This is a genomic window from Acidilutibacter cellobiosedens, from assembly GCF_004103715.1.
GTDB classification, from domain to species: Bacteria; Bacillota; Clostridia; order Tissierellales; family Acidilutibacteraceae; genus Acidilutibacter; species Acidilutibacter cellobiosedens.
In genome coordinates this window covers 1,958,667-1,975,078 of the sequence record NZ_CP035282.1, presented here as the reverse complement: position 1 = coordinate 1,975,078, position 16,412 = coordinate 1,958,667, and the positions used below count along the sequence as shown (strand labels likewise).

Below are 16,412 nucleotides of genomic sequence, written 5' to 3'. Positions count from 1 at the left end.
CCTTTTTTAAAACTCATTTATAAAACTTTCCTATGGGTTATAAAATAATATTATTTATATTCAAAGATGAGGTGAATCTATTGTCTATGAAAGATGAGTTACTTCGATTAGAAAATGTCGGAAAAGATTTTAACGGAAACCAAGTATTGAAAGATGTAAGCTTTACCCTTGAAGAAGGAAAAATATTAGGTCTTGTTGGAGAAAATGGTGCCGGGAAATCTACCTTAATGAATATACTCTTTGGCATGAATGTAATTGCTGAAACCGGCGGCTATGAAGGTAATATATATCTTAATGGAGAAAAAGTTGAATTTGATAATCCCGTTGAAGCACTGAATGCGGGAATAGGTATGGTACATCAGGAATTTTCTTTGATTCCCGGGTTTACAGTTGCAGAAAATGTATTGCTTAATATGGAAATAACCAAAAGCAGTGTAATTTCCAAAATTTTGGGGAAGAGACTTGAAACCGTAGATTTACCCAAAATTCGAAAAAGTGCAGCGAGTGTTATAGATACGTTGGGAGTTCAATTGGGCACAGATACTTTAGTTTCTGAGGTACCTGTCGGTTATAAGCAATTTATAGAAATAGCTCGTGAAATCAGAAGAGAGAAAGTTAAGCTTATTATTTTAGATGAACCGACTGCTGTTTTAACAGAATCGGAAGCTGAAATTCTTCTCAAATCTATGCGAAGATTGGCTGATTCGGGTGTTTCCATTATATTTATATCTCACCGGCTTCGTGAAATAACATCCATTTGTGATAGTATTGTTGTATTAAGAGATGGTGCGGTGGTGGTGGAAAGGCCTACGAAAGATGTTAGCGTGCATCAGATTGCCAAATGGATGGTCGGTAGAGACGTTGATAAAGAAGAAAATAAAGCTGTTAAATCTTTTAATACTATTAATAAAGAAGATGTTATCTTTGAAACAAAGAACCTTTGGGTGGATATGCCTGGAGAAGTAGTAAAGGATTTATCCTTGAAGGTTTACAGAGGAGAAATTCTTGGTATTGGAGGACTGGCCGGGCAGGGAAAGTTGGGAATTCCTAACGGAATAATGGGACTTTTCGAAGCCGGCGGAGAGATTTATTTTGAAAATAAACCAATCCCTCTGAACAATACATTTGAAGTTCTTAAAAATGGTTTAGCTTTTGTTTCTGAAGATCGCCGAGGAGTAGGTTTGCTTTTGGACGAGCCTATCGATTGGAATATCGGGTTTAATGCAATGCAGGTTCATAATAGGTTTATTAAGAGTTATTTAGGCGGAATTATTAAATGGAGAGACGATAAGGCTATGAGAAAATGTGCACAGGATTATATTAAAGCATTGGAAATTAAATGTACCGGCGAACGTCAGTTAGCACGAAATCTTTCAGGAGGTAACCAACAAAAAGTTTGCCTTGCCAAAGCTTTTGCTATGAATCCCAAATTATTGTTTGTATCCGAACCTACTCGCGGTATTGATGTTGGAGCAAAAGAATTGGTTCTGGATGCCCTAAGAAAATATAATAAAGAAAATGGAACGACTATAGTTATAGTTTCTTCTGAATTAGAAGAGCTTCGCTCTATAAGCGATAGGGTTGTTGTCGTTTGTGAAGGAAAAGTATTTGGAATTTTGCCGCCTGATGCTGATGCAACTGATTTTGGACTCTTAATGTCCGGAGAATGTCAGATTAATGAAGAAGGTGAAAAAGTATGGTTGCGATAAAGGAATTCGTAAAAAAATTTGGATGGCCCCGCATTATTATTGCACTTTTTTTACTGTCTTTGTTTGTTATCGCTCCATTTTTTGGAGTAAGGGTTGATACTTCTTTCAATGATGTTATTACGCGTTTTGGTATGAATGCAATTATGGTTTTGTCTATGGTTCCTATGATTCAATCAGGGTGTGGACTGAATTTTGGTATTCCCGTGGGATTAATAGCCGGAATGATTGGAGCTGTAGTCAGCCTTGAACTTAATCTCGCAGGTTTTGCAGGAATATTAATGGCCTTTCTTATAGGAATAGCTATTGCGGCTGTTTTCGGATTTTTTTATGGATTGCTTTTAAACCGTGTTAAAGGTGATGAGATGATTATAGCCACTTATGTAGGATTTTCTTTCGTATTTTTTATGAATATGATGTGGCTGGTTCTTCCCTTCAGAAATCCCGCGAGTGTTCAAGGATTTAAGGGGGAAGGTCTTCGTGTAACAATTAGTGTTGAGAACTACTGGTTTCATCAGATTAGCAATTTTTTGAAAATTGATATTTCAAATTATTTAACTATACCTACAGGTATGATTTTAATTTTTGCTGTTATGTCTTTAATCGTATGGGGATTTTTCAAAACTAAGACCGGTACTGCCATCACTGCAGTCGGGTCTAATCCGGATTATGCAAGGGCCTCCGGGATAAGTATTGATAAAATGCGTATTATATCTGTTATGCTTTCAACTATGATAGCGGCTGTTGGAATGATTGTCTATGAACAGAGTTTTGGATTTATACAAATGTATAATTCTCCGCTGGCTTTTTCATTTCCGTCAGTTGCTGCAGTTCTCCTGGGGGGAGCTTCTGTTAATAAGGCGTCAATTGGTAACGTGATTATCGGAACACTTCTGTTTCAAGGTATTTTAACAATGACTCCGTCAGTAATCAACAGTGCCATTAACATTGATATATCCGAAATTATCAGGATAATAGTTTCTAATGGAATGATAGTATATGCGTTGACTCGAAAGGGGAGGAGGTAAATTATGAACTATGATAAAAGAAAAATGGGCCGACTGCTTACCGGCAGCGCTGTTCCGGTACTGTTTTTGGTCATCAGTATAATAGCAATTCCGCTTTCGCAGTTTTCCGGAATTTATTTGGCAGACCAGATTGTAACACGATTAGTGAGGAATTCCTTCTTAGTTTTATCGTTGCTCCTTCCTATAATGGCAGGGATGGGTATAAATTTTGGAATGACTTTAGGAGCTATGGCAGGACAGATTGGACTGATATTTATAAATGACTGGGGTGTAGGAGGTGCTTGGGGCCTTATGTTGGCGGCTCTTGTTTCGACGCCCATAGCCATTGTTCTTGGGTATTTTGGAGGAGTAGTATTAAATAGGGCTAAAGGAAGAGAAATGATTACTTCCATGATGTTGGGACTTTTTATTTCGGGGATTTATCAGTTCTTCCTTTTGTATGTATGCGGCTCTTTAATCAATTTCAAAAATCCCGGCATGCTGCTCTCAAGAGGATATGGCGTGCGTAATGCTTTAAATTTAGCTACGGCTAAGGGTTTTGATAATTTGTGGATGATACGCATAGGAAGTGCAAGTGAAGGCGTGAATATACCTCTCGGGACTTTTATGATTATCGGCTTGCTTTGTCTCTTTACCTTCTGGTTTAGAAAAACGAAGCTTGGTCATGATATGAGAGCAGTAGGATTGGAAATGAATGTTTCTGATTCTGCCGGCATCAATGTAGAAAAAACGCGTATTCAATCAATAGTAATTTCAACGGTTCTTGCTTGTTACGGACAAATTATTTATCTTCAGAACATTGGGACTTTAAACACATATAATGGAGCGGATCAGGCAGCTCTTTTTGCGGCAGCTTCTCTTTTAGTAGGAGGCGCGACTGTTGCCAGAGCTACTATTCCAAATGCTATTATTGGTACGATTTTGTTTCATTTGATGTTTATTGTTATGCCGATGGCAGGTAAGTATATTACCGGTCAGGCAATGATAGGAGAGTACTTCCGAATGTTTATATCTTACGGCGTTGTTACCACAGCATTGATACTCCATTCATGGAAACGCCAAAAGGATAAAGATATGGATCGACGCATGCTAAGATTGGATACCGGCGGCAAGAATAATGTTAAATAAAAATTTTTGAATCATGTAGGGGGAAATCTATTTTCCTCCTTTTGATTTGTGTTATGAAAAATTGTTGAAAAAATCTTTAAGTTATTATATTATATATGGTGTAGATGATTATAGTATATCCCAAGTTTGACAGTTGGAGAAAAGAAAAAGCTTGTAGGCTATTGAAAACAATAGGATACAAGCTTTTATAGATTAATATAAAAGTGCGGAATGTTTATCGATTTTTTGTCAGCTTAAAAATTTTTTTCATTTGTTTTAATGTTACGATTTCATAGTCAGTACGAAATCCGAATACCTCATGCAAGGCATCAGTAAAATCTGTTCTGGTGTATATGGGAATATATCCTTCTCCCTCTTCTAATTTAAAATTCATTTTACGTAAGCTGTTGATAATAGTACTACATGTAAACTTCTCTTCTAATTTTTTCTCCAATATCCTATAGATCAATAAAGCCATAAAACAGGTCATAAAATGCGCCTCAATTCTGTCATCACGGCTTAGGTGTACAGGCCTTGCTTTAAATTCACTTTTCATAATCCTGAATGATTCTTCAATTTCCCAGCGCTTTCTGTTTACTTTGACGATTATATCAACATCATCTTCAAGATTTGTACATACACCATAGAAACCGTCATATGTTTCTTCTTTTGATATAAGATCCGTATCTATGCTGTAAATCTCTTTTTTTGCTTGTTTCCCATCAGAAGTGTAATGTTTTTTTTCTATGAATCTTTTATAGTCATTTTGATTTGCCTTCTTTAATTTTGCTTTTGGATTTGTATTTATCAATTTCATAGCACGTTCAATCTGCGAGCTGCGTATCTTTCTATGATAATTTCTGTATTTTATTGAATATGTAACAACCAATCTTTGCTCTAATCCATCTTCTTTTATCCAGCGTTCTTTATAAAATATTTTTTCAATATCATTTTTTTCATCAAGCTCCATGATATCGTAGAGCCCATCATCTCCTGAAAGATGCCATCCTTTCGGATCAAGAGCCCAGTCTTTAAGATAGTTTTTCAATTTTTTGATCGATTGAGTTGTAATAAAAGCACGATCGTTTTTATCGTTGAATTTCCTGTTAGCATTAGACGCAAGCCCTGCATCAGTACATACCACAAATCTTGAAACATTGAAGTCTGACAAAATCTTTTTTTCCAAAGGCTTTAAGGTAAGCTGTTCATTTGTATTTCCTTTGCTGATTGAGAAAGCAAGAGGAATGCCGTCACCATCCATAAACAGTCCCATCTGTACAATGGGATTTGGTTTGTGATCTTTTCCAAAGCCATATTGTTTTAATCCTTCTGATTGTTCAATTTCGAAAAAGTAATTAGTGCAGTCGTAATAAAGAATCCCGGTATTTCGTTTAGAACCCTTTAAGCTGTTTTGATACAAAGATGATTGAATAAAATCTGATTCCTTTGCAATAATTTCAAGTGCCCTGTATATATGCTGGAGTTGAAAATCCGGTGGCTCAATTAATTCAGAAGAAAGTTCATAGGTCGACAGTTTAGAACCGGGGAAAAGTATTCTGCCATAAATTAACCTTGAAAGAATGGAATCTAAATTAAAATTGAATTTATATTTTTTTTTAATTTCGCTGCAGATATTATGTATCCCTAAATCATGATAAATTTTTTGGAGGAATAGGTAGCCACCATTGAAACTAAATTGAACATCTTTTTTCAATAATCTTGATGGAGAGTACTTAGCAATAACATCAGTTTCTTTGCCTTCTTTTTCAAGGAGATTCATCTGAGCAATATATTTTTTTGCCCATTCAACAGGATCTTCGCCGCCCAACTTTTTTTCCAATTCGGCAACAGTACCTAATTTTTCAACTATTTTAGTAGTCCTTTTACCATTGACCACAACATCTTTTTTAACATAAAGTGAAGTAGCATTTTTAGATTTAGAGATTGATAACCTCATGGACGACACCTCCTATATATAAGAATATTATAACACATTCCGGTCTATTCCGCAATATAAATATTTTAAATTTGACAAAAAAATAAAGCCATTTCAATGACTTTAGCGATTTTTTTATTCTTCAACTGTCAAAGACCCGTGTTATGAAAAATTGTTGAAAAAATCTTTAAGTTATTATATTATATATGGTGTAGATGATTATAGTATATAAGACGATTATGTAAGGTGATGTTATGTCTGATAATACGGTTTATATTATAGGTGAATCCAGGACAAATATGGATAATGCCATTAGTGTAATATATCATTCATTTTATATGGCCTATGAAGTGAACGTAGAAACTGATGAGATAGTAGATGTAGGATGTACCCATACTCTTAGTATCACTGAAAATTTTATAAGGGGAATTTTTATTGGAAAAAGATTAAATGAATACGATGACGATATAGAACAGGAATTGAAAAAACGCTATCATGGCACATCCCAGAAAGCAATTTTGGTTTCCTATAAGGATGCGTTAAAAAAATACCAGGAAGTAAAACAAAAATATTATAAGTAAAATATTAAAAGGAAAAGCTGCTTTGTTTATGTGATATAGCACAACTATATCGGAGTAAATGAAAACCAGCGAAAAACGAAAAGATTTGTTTTTCGCTGGTTTTTTGTATAATTATCAGGGTTATAAATTTAATATTATGGGGGTAATGAATATGAAAATTACAAATATTAGGGTGGCAGAAATTTCAGTTCCTCTTAAAGTGCCTTTTAAGACTGCGTTAAGAACTGTAACCAGTATAGAAGATATAATTGTAGAGGTTCATACGGATACAGGCAATATAGGGTACGGAGAAGCTCCTCCTACGGCAGTTATAACCGGAGATACTAAAGGTTCCATAGTAGGAGCTATAAATGATTATATTTCAAAATCAATAATGGGAATGGATATAGAAAACATTGAAGGGATAATGAAGAAAATTGATCGATCTATAGTAAAAAATACAAGCGCCAAGGCAGCCGTAGATATAGCGTTATATGATTTGTACGGTCAATTGTATAATGCTCCTCTCTATAAATTATTAGGAGGGCATAGAAAAGAAATAACTACGGATATAACTATAAGTGTGAATGAACCGGAAGAAATGGCCAAAGACAGCTTGGACGCTATTAAAAGAGGATTTAAAACTTTAAAAATAAAGGTAGGGAAGGATCCTCTGATTGATATAGAGAGAATGAAAACTATAAGAAAGGCAGTAGGCTATGATATAAAACTTAGAATAGATGCTAACCAAGGTTGGAAACCAAAAGAAGCCGTAAGGGTTTTAAGAAAAATGGAAGATGAAGGTCTGGAAATTGAATTTGTGGAACAACCTGTAGAGGCTCATGATGTAGAGGGGTTAAAATTTGTAAGGGATAATGTTTCTATACCTGTTTTGGCAGATGAAAGCGTATTTTCCCCGAAAGATGCTTTATATATACTTCAACAGGGAGCGGCAGATCTTATAAACATTAAACTTATGAAAACAGGGGGACTTCATGATGCACTTAAAATTTGCTCTATTGCGGAAATATACGGAACGGAATGTATGATTGGATGTATGCTGGAATCAAAGGTAAGTGTAAATGCCGCAGTACATCTGGCAGCAGCCAAAAGTGTTATTACAAAAATAGATTTAGACGGTCCTTTCCTTTGCAGTGAAGATACCATAGAAGGTGGGTCAACTTTTGAAGAATCCAAGATTACCTTAAATGATGAACCTGGTCTTGGAATTAAAAAAATAAATGGGTTAAAGTATTTAGACTGATTTAGCAGAAAAAACTTTTGGGTTATAACAAAATATGATATGAAATACATTGTATTTCATATCATATTTTCATTATCTATTAGTTATAGGCAGTTTTTCCTATGGTTTCTAAAAAAGCCTCTATCCTTACTCTTAATTGTTCAATATCCGAATCGGAATAATCGGTTTCAATTTGTATAAAAGGAAGGTTCAGTTTTTCTTTAACAAAATTTTTAACAGTAAAGGACTCAATATTGTAAGTATGACAGGCCTGCCATGTTAGGTCTACAACTCCGTCAGCTTTATATTCTTCGGACAATCTTCCATAAGTTTCGGTCTCATATATTATCCCCCTTATATAATTGTATAAGCAAAAATGTTTTTTAAAATGATACAGCTATTACTATAGCAGAATACTTTCATTAATTTATCAATCGTTAAATAACCTCAGCACTTTCAAATTGAGAATTATAAATGCTGGTGTAGAATCCGTTGGCCTTTAATAGCTGTTCATGAGTACCTTGTTCCACAATATCACCGTTATTCATTACCAAAATCAAATCCGCGTCCCTAATCGTTGACAGTCTATGGGCAATAGCAAATGTAGTCCTGCCCTTCATGAGATTTTGCATTGCTTTTTGAATCCTCAGTTCTGTACGAGTATCTACCGAACTGGTTGCCTCATCCAAGATTAAAATTTCAGGGTTTGCCAGGATAGCACGAGCTATAGTTAACAATTGTTTCTGACCTTGAGAAATATTGGTTGATTCCTCGTTAAGCACCATATTATAACCTTCTGGCAAGGTTTGTATAAAATGATGGACATAGGCAGCTTTAGCGGCAGCAATTACTTCTTCGTCGGTAGCATCTAATCTTCCGTAACGGATATTATCCATTATTGTGCCGTTAAACAACCAGGTATCCTGTAATACCATGCCAAACATTTTACGAAGATCCCTTCTGTTAAAGTCCTTTATATTATGGCCGTCTACTAAAATAGCCCCATTGTTCACATCATAAAACCGCATAAGGAGTTTCACTATTGTAGTTTTTCCGGCGCCTGTAGGACCAACAATTGCAATAGTCTGCCCGTCTTTTATATTAGCATTGAAGTTGTTGATAATAGTACGATCCGGTGTATATCCGAAGTTGACGTTTTTAAATTCCACATTTCCTTTCAGCCCGTTAATTGATACAGGATTAGGAACTGTCTGTACCTCTTCTTTTTCGGATAAAAATTCAAATATTCTTTCTGCAGAGGCAACTGCCGATTGTAACATATTTGATACCTGAGCAATTTGTCCGATAGGCATTGTGAAACTTCTGGTATATTGAATAAAGGATTGGATATTACCTACTGTAATAGTTCCCTTAATTGCTAAATATCCTCCAAGAATTGATACTCCCACATATCCGATATTACCTACAAAAGACATGATTGGCTGCATTATTCCGGAGAAAAATTGGGATTTCCATGCTGATTGATACAACTGTTCGTTTTCTTTTGAAAAGCTATTGATAGCTTCATCTTCTCCGTTAAATACTTTGACGATATTTTGCCCTCCGTAGACTTCTTCTACTTGACCGTTTACATGGCCTAAATGACTTTGCTGCTGTTTAAAATATCCCTGGGATCTTTTAATGACGAAACTTATAATAGCCATTGAAAATGGCAGGATCAGAACAGCGACTAAAGTCATTTGCCAACTGATAGACAACATCATTACTAATGATCCGATAATTGAACAAAAGGATGTGATAATCTGAATTAAACTTTGATTTAAACTTTGGCTCAAAGTATCAACATCGTTTGTAATCCTAGATAAAACTTCACCATGGGTTTGAGTCTCAAAATAACCTACGGGCATCTTATCAATCTTTTCCGATAAACTTTTACGGAGATTATAAGTGAATTTTTGAGAGATGTCTGTCATGATAAAGCTCTGGACATAGGAAAAAAGTGCACTAACTATATATAATCCTATAAGCATCGTTAAAATCTGTCCGATTTTATTAAAATCGATTCCTTTGCCTCCTGAAATTTTACTTACAAGTCCATTAAAGATTTCCGTGGTGGCATTACCTAAAATTTTAGGACCGACAATGGAAAATACAGTGCTTCCTATTGCAAATACAATGACAAAGGCAATTCTGACTTTGTATACTGATAAGTAAGAAATCAAAGTTTTCAAAGTACCTTTGAAATCATTAGCTTTTTCACTGCTCATCATATTTCTGGGACGTTTATTATAACGTTTATTTTGATTACTCATTTGTAAGTTCCTCCTTTGAAAGTTGTGATAAAGCAATTTGTCTGTAAATTTCACAGTCTTTCATGAGCTGATGATGAGTGCCCTTTCCCACAATTTTGCCTTCATCCAGTACTATAATCTGTTCTGCGTGTAAGACGGTGCTTATTCTCTGTGCAACGATTATAACGGTAGATTTTTGGGTTTCTTTTTTAAGAGCATGACGAAGAGCAGCATCGGTTTTAAAATCTAAGGCTGAAAAACTATCATCGAATACATAAATATCGGGGTTTTTCGCAATCGCCCTTGCAATAGACAATCGCTGCTTTTGTCCTCCGGATACATTGTCTCCGCCTTGTGAAATCTCGCTTTGGTATTTATCCGGTTTGCTTTCAACGAAGTCGGTGGCTTGTGCAATCCGGACAGCTTTTTTTATTGTTTCTGCAGAGGCATCCTTTTTACCGTATTTAACGTTAGATTCTACGGTTCCCGAGAACAGAATTCCCTTTTGCGGTACAAATCCAAGTTGGTCTCTTAGGTCATGCTGTTTAACATTTTTGACGTTTACTCCGCTAACCAATACTTCACCTTCAGTTACATCAAAAAAGCGTGGTATTAAATTAATAATCGTAGATTTACCGCTTCCGGTACTCCCAATAATAGCGGTGGTTTCTCCCGGATTTGCAGTAAAACTGATATGGCTTAAAACTTCTTCCTTAGCATAAGGATATTTAAAAGAGACATCTTTAAACTCAACGTATCCTCTTTTGGATTCGTCAAAACGTTGAGGATTTCCGGGATCTTTAATTGAAATTTCCGTATCCAGTACTTCCAAAATACGCTTTGCCGAAACAGAAGCTCGGGGAAGAATTATGGAGATTATAGAAATCATTATAAATGCCATGACTATCTGGATAGTGTATTGAATAAATGCCATCAAATCGCCTACCTGCATGGAGCCGGCATTTATTTTTTCGGCACCTACCCAAACGATCAATACGGCAATTCCGTTCATTATAAGCATCATAGTAGGCATCATAATAGTCATTATTCGGTTTACAAACAGGCTGATTCGCGTCAAGTCACGATTAACATCATCAAAACGTTGTTCCTCGTGTTTTTCATTGCCGAAGGCACGAATAACCGTTAAACCGGTTAATATTTCACGGGATACCAGGTTTAACCTGTCGATTAATTGTTGCAGTTTTTTAAATCTTGGCATAGCAATAGAGAATAATCCTATTACTAAGAATAAAATTATAAGTATGGCTATACCTATGACCCATTCCATAGAACTATTGGCATTTCCTGCTCGGACAAATGCGCCGACGCCTAAAATGGGAGCATAGATTACGATTCTGAACAATAACATCATCATCATTTGAACTTGCTGTATGTCATTTGTGCTTCGTGTAATCAATGATGCAGTTGAGAACCGATTAAACTCGTTATTGGAAAAATTAATTACTTTGGTGAAGACTTCTTCTCTCAGCTTTTTGCTCAATTTTGCAGCAACTCTGGAAGATAAAAGTGTAACTAAAATAGACGCTATTACACCTATTAAGGCCAAAATTAACATTTTTAGACCGGAAAAAGTTATATAGTGGTTTTGCATTTTATCAGTATTAATACCGATAACCTTATATTCGTTTTTTACATAGACTGTTGCTGCCTGCTCAATCATACTATCCGACATGCCGGCAAATTTATCGTTTATCTTTTTCAACATTTCGATACGCTGTTCTTGGGGTAAAAGTGAAAATATATCGAATATATCGGCATTTTTCGGCAGCGCTCCTTTAGGAAAAGCATTCATCAATTGTTTGGTTAAAGCGGTGACTTCATCCGATTTGGTTTCTAATTGAGAGACAATGATTATGGATTTACTCATAGTAGAATTCAATTTTTTCAAAGTATTTTCATCTATGTTTTTTAACTTATATAAAGATTGAGATTTCAATGCAGGGTATTCATCTTTATATTCCTTGAAATCATTTTTACTTAAATTTTTTTGATTGAGCAGAGTATAATTTTTTAGCACCGTCTCTTTTTCTGAATTATTCATAAACAATAAAATTTTATTCATTTCTTTTTCTCGAATTATAGTTGGAGCTGCATTATCAATGCCTCCTTGTTGGATTCCTACGTTTACAATTTTTGAAGTATATTCCGGCAAAGACAGATCTGTAACTGCTTGTATAGCCAAAAGTACTATTATTACTAAGATTGGAATGATTGATTTCTTTAGATATTTAAAAATCCTTAACATTTAATTAGTTCCTCTCCTTCAATATGCCATATTTGATGATATTAATTTTATTTAAAAAATGAGCTTTTGCCTGAGGTAAATTTTCCGAAGTTGTAGGAGCGTGTAAAATGGAAAATTTCATAATACAAATGAGAATTTCCAAAAGGTCCTTTAACTCTTCTTTATTATCAACACAAAGATTTTCAGTATTGATATTTGATATAAGAGCCTTAATATCTTCCATTTCATTTCTGAAATTAAAGGTTTCACTTATGGCAAAATCTCCACTGGTATGCATTCCTACGAATATATTTTTGAACATGGACATAGCGTCTCTTACGATACTGTATTCAAGAGTAAAATTGAATAAGTCTGTAAATGTGGCAAAAATATCTCCGTTAGAATTTTCTAAGGTTTTCTTTCCTTGGATTACCAACTTTGTAGCATATTCGTCCATCATATACTGAACCAAATCTTTTTTATCTTCAAAATAAGTATAGAAACTCCCTCTTGAAATATTGGCATCCTGAATTATTTGGTTAATAGATGCCTTATTATAAGGAACTCTGGAGAATTCCTTTCTTGCTGCTTCAAAAATTCTTTTCTTTTTTTCAGGAGGTAAATTATAAAAAGTAGTTTTAGGCATTAGTATCCTCCCTTCATAATAATGACAGGGTGTCATATGACACCCTGTCATTATTATAGTTATCATTTAATTATTTGTCAAGAAAAAACCAATATATTAAATGAAAGTTTTACTATGGAATTTTTGAATAATGTTTACTGGTTGATATATTATGTATATTATCTTATACTTTATATAGGATGGATTTTAAGTATAAGTGAAAATAAAGGGTGATCAAATGTTGCAGAATTATATTAAACAAATATTGAGTTTGTACAATTATATTGATGCAATAGTAATGATAAATGATAAAGGCATTATTGAGTATTCTGGAAACTATAGGACGGATATATATAACCTTTACGATGAAGAGATTGTGGGAAGATACATTTGGGATATATATCCGGGATTAAATGAACGTAACAGCAGTATGCTGAGAGTATTGAATACGGGTAATGCGATTTTAAATGAAGAACAGCATCTTGTTAATTATAAGGGAATTGAAATATATGCGGTAAATTCTACATTTCCCATAAAATCAGGAGAAAAGATAGTAGGAGCTGTTGAGGTTTCTTTATATATTGATCCGGACAAACGAAGGAAGGGTATATCATTAAAATTAAAGGAAATAGATGAGAACAGAAATAATTATTATAATATAGACGATATAGTTACTAATGACGAGAAGATGATTAATATAAAGAAGACTATTTTGAGAACGGCCAAGACGGATTCTCCGGTTCTGATTTACGGGCATACGGGGACAGGAAAAGAGATGGTTGCTCAATCCATACACAAGAACAGCAAGAGAGTATCAAAACCTTTTATATCACAAAATTGTGCGGCAATTCCTTCGACTCTTTTTGAAAGTATATTGTTTGGTACGGTAAAAGGCGGCTATACAGGGGCGGAAAATAGAAGGGGATTGTTCGAGGCCGCTAACGGGGGAACTCTTTTTCTTGACGAAATAAATTCAATGGAATTGTCTATGCAGGCCAAACTGCTTAAAGCCATCGAAAATCAGGAAATAAGAAGAGTTGGCTCTGTAGATAGTATAAAGGTGGATGTCAGAATAATATCTGCAGTTAATGAGCCGCCTTTGGAATCGGTTGCTGAAAATAAACTTAGAGAAGATCTGTTTTATAGAATAGGAGTGGTTCAAATCAATTTACCGGATCTAAAGGATAGAGAAAATGATATTGAAGTTTTATATGATTTTTTCATAAAAGAATATAATAAGAAGATGGGTAAATCCATAAAAGGTCTTAGCGAATCGGTAAAGAAAATATTTAAAACGTATTCCTGGCCGGGAAATATACGGGAATTGAAAAATGTAATAGAAGCATCTTTTAACTTAGCGTCTAATGATATGATAATGGTAGAGGATTTGCCGGATTATATTTTTTCCGTAAGAGGACATAATCGGCTTAATACAGATTTTAAATCAGGTGAAAAATCGCTGGCAGAGCTTGTGGATAACTATGAGAAAAGTATTATTGAGAAAGTTTTAAAAGATACCAAAAATGTTACAGAAGCAGCGGAAACTCTGAAAATTTCAAGACAGAGTCTTAATTATAAATTATTAAAATATAATTTGAAATAGAAAAAAATTTTGCTAAAAAGCAAAAAAATTTTCCTTGTTTTTCATTAAAAGTAGCTCTGTTATGGTATTTTATTATTGGCATGAATTTTGCTTATTAATATTACAGTTAAAAAATATGCTCTATAAATAAAAGGAGATGTTTGGAATGATAAAAAATGTAATAGTGAGAAAGCCATCTAAAAATTTTGCTGATGGTATAACTACCGCTGATCTCGGCAAACCGGATTATGAAAAAGCATTAGAACAACATGAAGGTTATATCGAAGCACTAAAAGAATGCGGATGTTCCGTTACTGTACTTGAAGCTGATGAAAGATATCCCGATTCCACATTTGTAGAGGATGTAGCTGTTGTAACTGAAAAGTGTGCCATAATTACAAGACCTGGTGCTGCTTCAAGAAAGGGAGAAGAAAAGGAAATAATAGATACTCTTAAGAAATTTTATAGCAATATCGAGTATTTAGAGGGTTCTGCCTGCCTTGAAGGAGGAGATATACTGAGAATTGACAAACACTTTTATATAGGACAATCGAAGAGAACGAATGCGGAAGGAGCAAGGCAGCTTACGGCAATATTAAATAAATATGGGTATACCGCTTCAGCAGTGCCGGTAAAACAAATACTTCATCTTAAGACGGGAGTAATTTATGCAGGGAATAATACAGTTATTGCCGCCGGTGAATTTAAGGATAATGATGTATTTAAGAAATTTAAAATGATAAAAGTAGACGATGATGAAGCTTATTCTGCAAACTGCGTTAAAATGAACGGTCATCTTATAATTCCAAAGGGATTTTCAAAATCAAAGAAAGCCATAGTTGATGCAGGTTTTAAGATTGTAGAAGTTGAAATGTCGGAATTTGAGAAGATGGACGGCGGACTTACCTGCCTGTCTCTTAGGATACCGGAAGATAGCTCAAAATAAAATTGTACATTGTAAGATAAGCTGTTGCAAAACTAATTTGTGACAGCTTATTTTATTACTCCGAAGTCCTGGATTGAATAAAAATATTTATGTTTATCCGTGACTTCAGCCGTGAATTAGTGGGCAATATATATTATAATAATATATAGTTATAAAAACAAAATATTTCGTGCTGAAAGGATAAGTAAATTCTATGTCAAATTATATTGAAAAATTGAAAAATGATAAGTCCAAAGATGTAGTAAGAAAATTGTTTTTTATACTGTTGGGTAATCTCTTTTGTGCTGTCGCGTTTAATGTATTTTTTGTACCTAACAGACTTCTAAGCGGCGGTATAGGAGGCATTGGAATATTAATTCAGTACCTGACAGGTATGCCGGCAGGTATTATGGTATTCATTTTAAATCTTCCTATTTTTTTAATAGGAAGCAGACTGGTGGATAGAGAATTTGCTGTATTTGGATTTATTTCCATGCTGGTTTTTTCTTTTTTATTGACTGTAACCAAGGACATCAATCAATATTTAGCGGTAAAGGATATACTGCTGGGGGCAATTTTTGGCGGTATATTTAACGGAATAGGTATGGGGCTTATGTTTAGGCACAGAACTTGTCAAGGGGGATTTGACATAATAGCCGCCGTACTTAAATCCAAATATAATATAAATATCGGGTCTGGATTGATGGCAGCCAATACGATAGTAATATCTTTTTCGTCTTTGTTATTTGGATACAAATCCGCAATGTATACATTGATATCCATGTATATAGGATACAGGATTTTAGACAAAGTACAAACAGGGCTTAATGTAAGGAAAAAAATAATCATAATATCAAATAAGCCTGAAGAATTGGCAGATACCATACTAAAGCAGTTAAACAGAGGGGTTACCTTTTTGGAAGGCTCAGGTGCTTATACAAAAGAGGGCAAAAAGGTTATATATTGTGTGGTTACTTCCAGAGAAACGGTAAAATTAAAACATATTATTGATGAAATAGATCCGAAAGCATTTTTTATAGCAAGCGATGTCGTAGAGGTAAGAGGAAAGGGATTTAAAAATACGGGGATATAAATAGTTAATGCCTGATTTGTTGTACAAGTATTAATATTAGTATATAATATATAAATATTAAAGCACGTGACTTAAGTCTTGTGAGACTCAATTAGTACCAAAATTATTTA

General features: G+C 34.4%; 13 protein-coding genes. 8 read left to right on the top strand and 5 right to left on the bottom strand.

Going from position 1 to position 16,412, the window contains the following annotated elements:
- Nucleotides 1-86 precede the first annotated feature (86 nt).
- The 3 genes from EQM13_RS09545 to EQM13_RS09535 are packed head-to-tail and all read left to right on the top strand — an operon-like array spanning nt 87 to nt 3,862.
- Nucleotides 87-1,709 (top strand): sugar ABC transporter ATP-binding protein, encoded by a 1,623-nt coding sequence (locus EQM13_RS09545; RefSeq protein ID WP_071138556.1) that lies wholly within the window; start codon nt 87-89, stop codon nt 1,707-1,709.
- Complete coding sequence (locus tag EQM13_RS09540; protein WP_128752518.1) at nt 1,697-2,734, top strand: ABC transporter permease subunit; 1,038 nt, start codon at nt 1,697-1,699, stop codon at nt 2,732-2,734. Before EQM13_RS09545 ends, EQM13_RS09540 begins: the two co-directional genes overlap by 13 nt.
- Before the next feature lie 3 nt (nt 2,735-2,737).
- Entirely contained in the window at nt 2,738-3,862 is a 1,125-nt protein-coding gene (locus EQM13_RS09535) for an ABC transporter permease subunit (protein ID WP_114217655.1), read from the top strand.
- Between the two features lie 214 nt (nt 3,863-4,076).
- Here EQM13_RS09535 and EQM13_RS09530 read toward each other — a convergent pair whose 3' ends face one another.
- Nucleotides 4,077-5,798 (bottom strand): IS1634 family transposase, encoded by a 1,722-nt coding sequence (locus EQM13_RS09530; protein ID WP_128752517.1) that lies wholly within the window; start codon nt 5,796-5,798, stop codon nt 4,077-4,079.
- A 233-nt stretch (nt 5,799-6,031) separates the two neighbouring features.
- On the opposite strand from EQM13_RS09530, the gene EQM13_RS09525 reads away from it, so the two are divergent.
- Nucleotides 6,032-6,358, top strand: a complete 327-nt coding sequence (locus tag EQM13_RS09525; RefSeq protein ID WP_071138558.1) for a DUF3870 domain-containing protein — start codon at nt 6,032-6,034, stop codon at nt 6,356-6,358.
- 151 nt (nt 6,359-6,509) lie between these two features.
- Nucleotides 6,510-7,601, top strand: a complete 1,092-nt coding sequence (locus EQM13_RS09520; protein WP_071138559.1) for a dipeptide epimerase — start codon at nt 6,510-6,512, stop codon at nt 7,599-7,601.
- Nucleotides 7,602-7,680: 79 nt separating this feature from the next.
- Here the strand turns inward: EQM13_RS09520 and EQM13_RS09515 are convergent, their stop codons facing one another.
- The 4 genes from EQM13_RS09515 to EQM13_RS09500 all read right to left on the bottom strand — a co-directional run bounded on the left by EQM13_RS09515 (nt 7,681) and on the right by EQM13_RS09500 (nt 12,723).
- Nucleotides 7,681-7,926 carry a 2-hydroxyacyl-CoA dehydratase gene (locus EQM13_RS09515; protein ID WP_406565244.1) on the bottom strand — a complete coding sequence of 82 codons (246 nt, stop codon included), beginning with the start codon at nt 7,924-7,926 and terminating at the stop codon, nt 7,681-7,683.
- 91 nt (nt 7,927-8,017) lie between these two features.
- The gene (locus tag EQM13_RS09510; protein WP_071138561.1) at nt 8,018-9,853 is read right to left on the bottom strand and encodes an ABC transporter ATP-binding protein; all 1,836 of its coding nucleotides are present in this window, start codon (nt 9,851-9,853) and stop codon (nt 8,018-8,020) included.
- The gene (locus tag EQM13_RS09505) at nt 9,846-12,098 is read right to left on the bottom strand and encodes an ABC transporter ATP-binding protein (RefSeq protein ID WP_128752516.1); all 2,253 of its coding nucleotides are present in this window, start codon (nt 12,096-12,098) and stop codon (nt 9,846-9,848) included. Before EQM13_RS09505 ends, EQM13_RS09510 begins: the two co-directional genes overlap by 8 nt.
- Before the next feature lie 4 nt (nt 12,099-12,102).
- Entirely contained in the window at nt 12,103-12,723 is a 621-nt protein-coding gene (locus EQM13_RS09500) for a TetR family transcriptional regulator (RefSeq protein ID WP_071138563.1), read from the bottom strand.
- Between the two features lie 217 nt (nt 12,724-12,940).
- On the opposite strand from EQM13_RS09500, the gene EQM13_RS09495 reads away from it, so the two are divergent.
- From EQM13_RS09495 to EQM13_RS09485, 3 genes are all read left to right on the top strand, one after another.
- Nucleotides 12,941-14,305, top strand: coding sequence for a sigma-54 interaction domain-containing protein (locus EQM13_RS09495; RefSeq protein WP_071138587.1), 1,365 nt, complete (start codon nt 12,941-12,943; stop codon nt 14,303-14,305).
- A 145-nt stretch (nt 14,306-14,450) separates the two neighbouring features.
- Complete coding sequence (locus tag EQM13_RS09490; protein WP_128752515.1) at nt 14,451-15,230, top strand: dimethylarginine dimethylaminohydrolase family protein; 780 nt, start codon at nt 14,451-14,453, stop codon at nt 15,228-15,230.
- A 193-nt stretch (nt 15,231-15,423) separates the two neighbouring features.
- Nucleotides 15,424-16,302 carry a YitT family protein gene (locus EQM13_RS09485; protein WP_071138566.1) on the top strand — a complete coding sequence of 293 codons (879 nt, stop codon included), beginning with the start codon at nt 15,424-15,426 and terminating at the stop codon, nt 16,300-16,302.
- Nucleotides 16,303-16,412 lie beyond the last annotated feature (110 nt).

What these genes read in the sequence shown, in the direction of transcription:
- EQM13_RS09495 (WP_071138587.1), top strand. Translation starts at nt 12,941, where the DNA reads ATGTTGCAGAATTATATTAAACAAATATTGAGTTTGTACAATTATATT.
- EQM13_RS09525 (WP_071138558.1), top strand. Translation starts at nt 6,032, where the DNA reads ATGTCTGATAATACGGTTTATATTATAGGTGAATCCAGGACAAATATG.
- EQM13_RS09485 (WP_071138566.1), top strand. Translation starts at nt 15,424, where the DNA reads ATGTCAAATTATATTGAAAAATTGAAAAATGATAAGTCCAAAGATGTA.
- EQM13_RS09540 (WP_128752518.1), top strand. Translation starts at nt 1,697, where the DNA reads ATGGTTGCGATAAAGGAATTCGTAAAAAAATTTGGATGGCCCCGCATT.
- EQM13_RS09505 (WP_128752516.1), bottom strand. Translation starts at nt 12,098, where the DNA reads ATGTTAAGGATTTTTAAATATCTAAAGAAATCAATCATTCCAATCTTA.
- EQM13_RS09520 (WP_071138559.1), top strand. Translation starts at nt 6,510, where the DNA reads ATGAAAATTACAAATATTAGGGTGGCAGAAATTTCAGTTCCTCTTAAA.
- EQM13_RS09545 (WP_071138556.1), top strand. Translation starts at nt 87, where the DNA reads ATGAAAGATGAGTTACTTCGATTAGAAAATGTCGGAAAAGATTTTAAC.
- EQM13_RS09490 (WP_128752515.1), top strand. Translation starts at nt 14,451, where the DNA reads ATGATAAAAAATGTAATAGTGAGAAAGCCATCTAAAAATTTTGCTGAT.
- EQM13_RS09500 (WP_071138563.1), bottom strand. Translation starts at nt 12,723, where the DNA reads ATGCCTAAAACTACTTTTTATAATTTACCTCCTGAAAAAAAGAAAAGA.
- EQM13_RS09510 (WP_071138561.1), bottom strand. Translation starts at nt 9,853, where the DNA reads ATGAGTAATCAAAATAAACGTTATAATAAACGTCCCAGAAATATGATG.
- EQM13_RS09530 (WP_128752517.1), bottom strand. Translation starts at nt 5,798, where the DNA reads ATGAGGTTATCAATCTCTAAATCTAAAAATGCTACTTCACTTTATGTT.
- EQM13_RS09535 (WP_114217655.1), top strand. Translation starts at nt 2,738, where the DNA reads ATGAACTATGATAAAAGAAAAATGGGCCGACTGCTTACCGGCAGCGCT.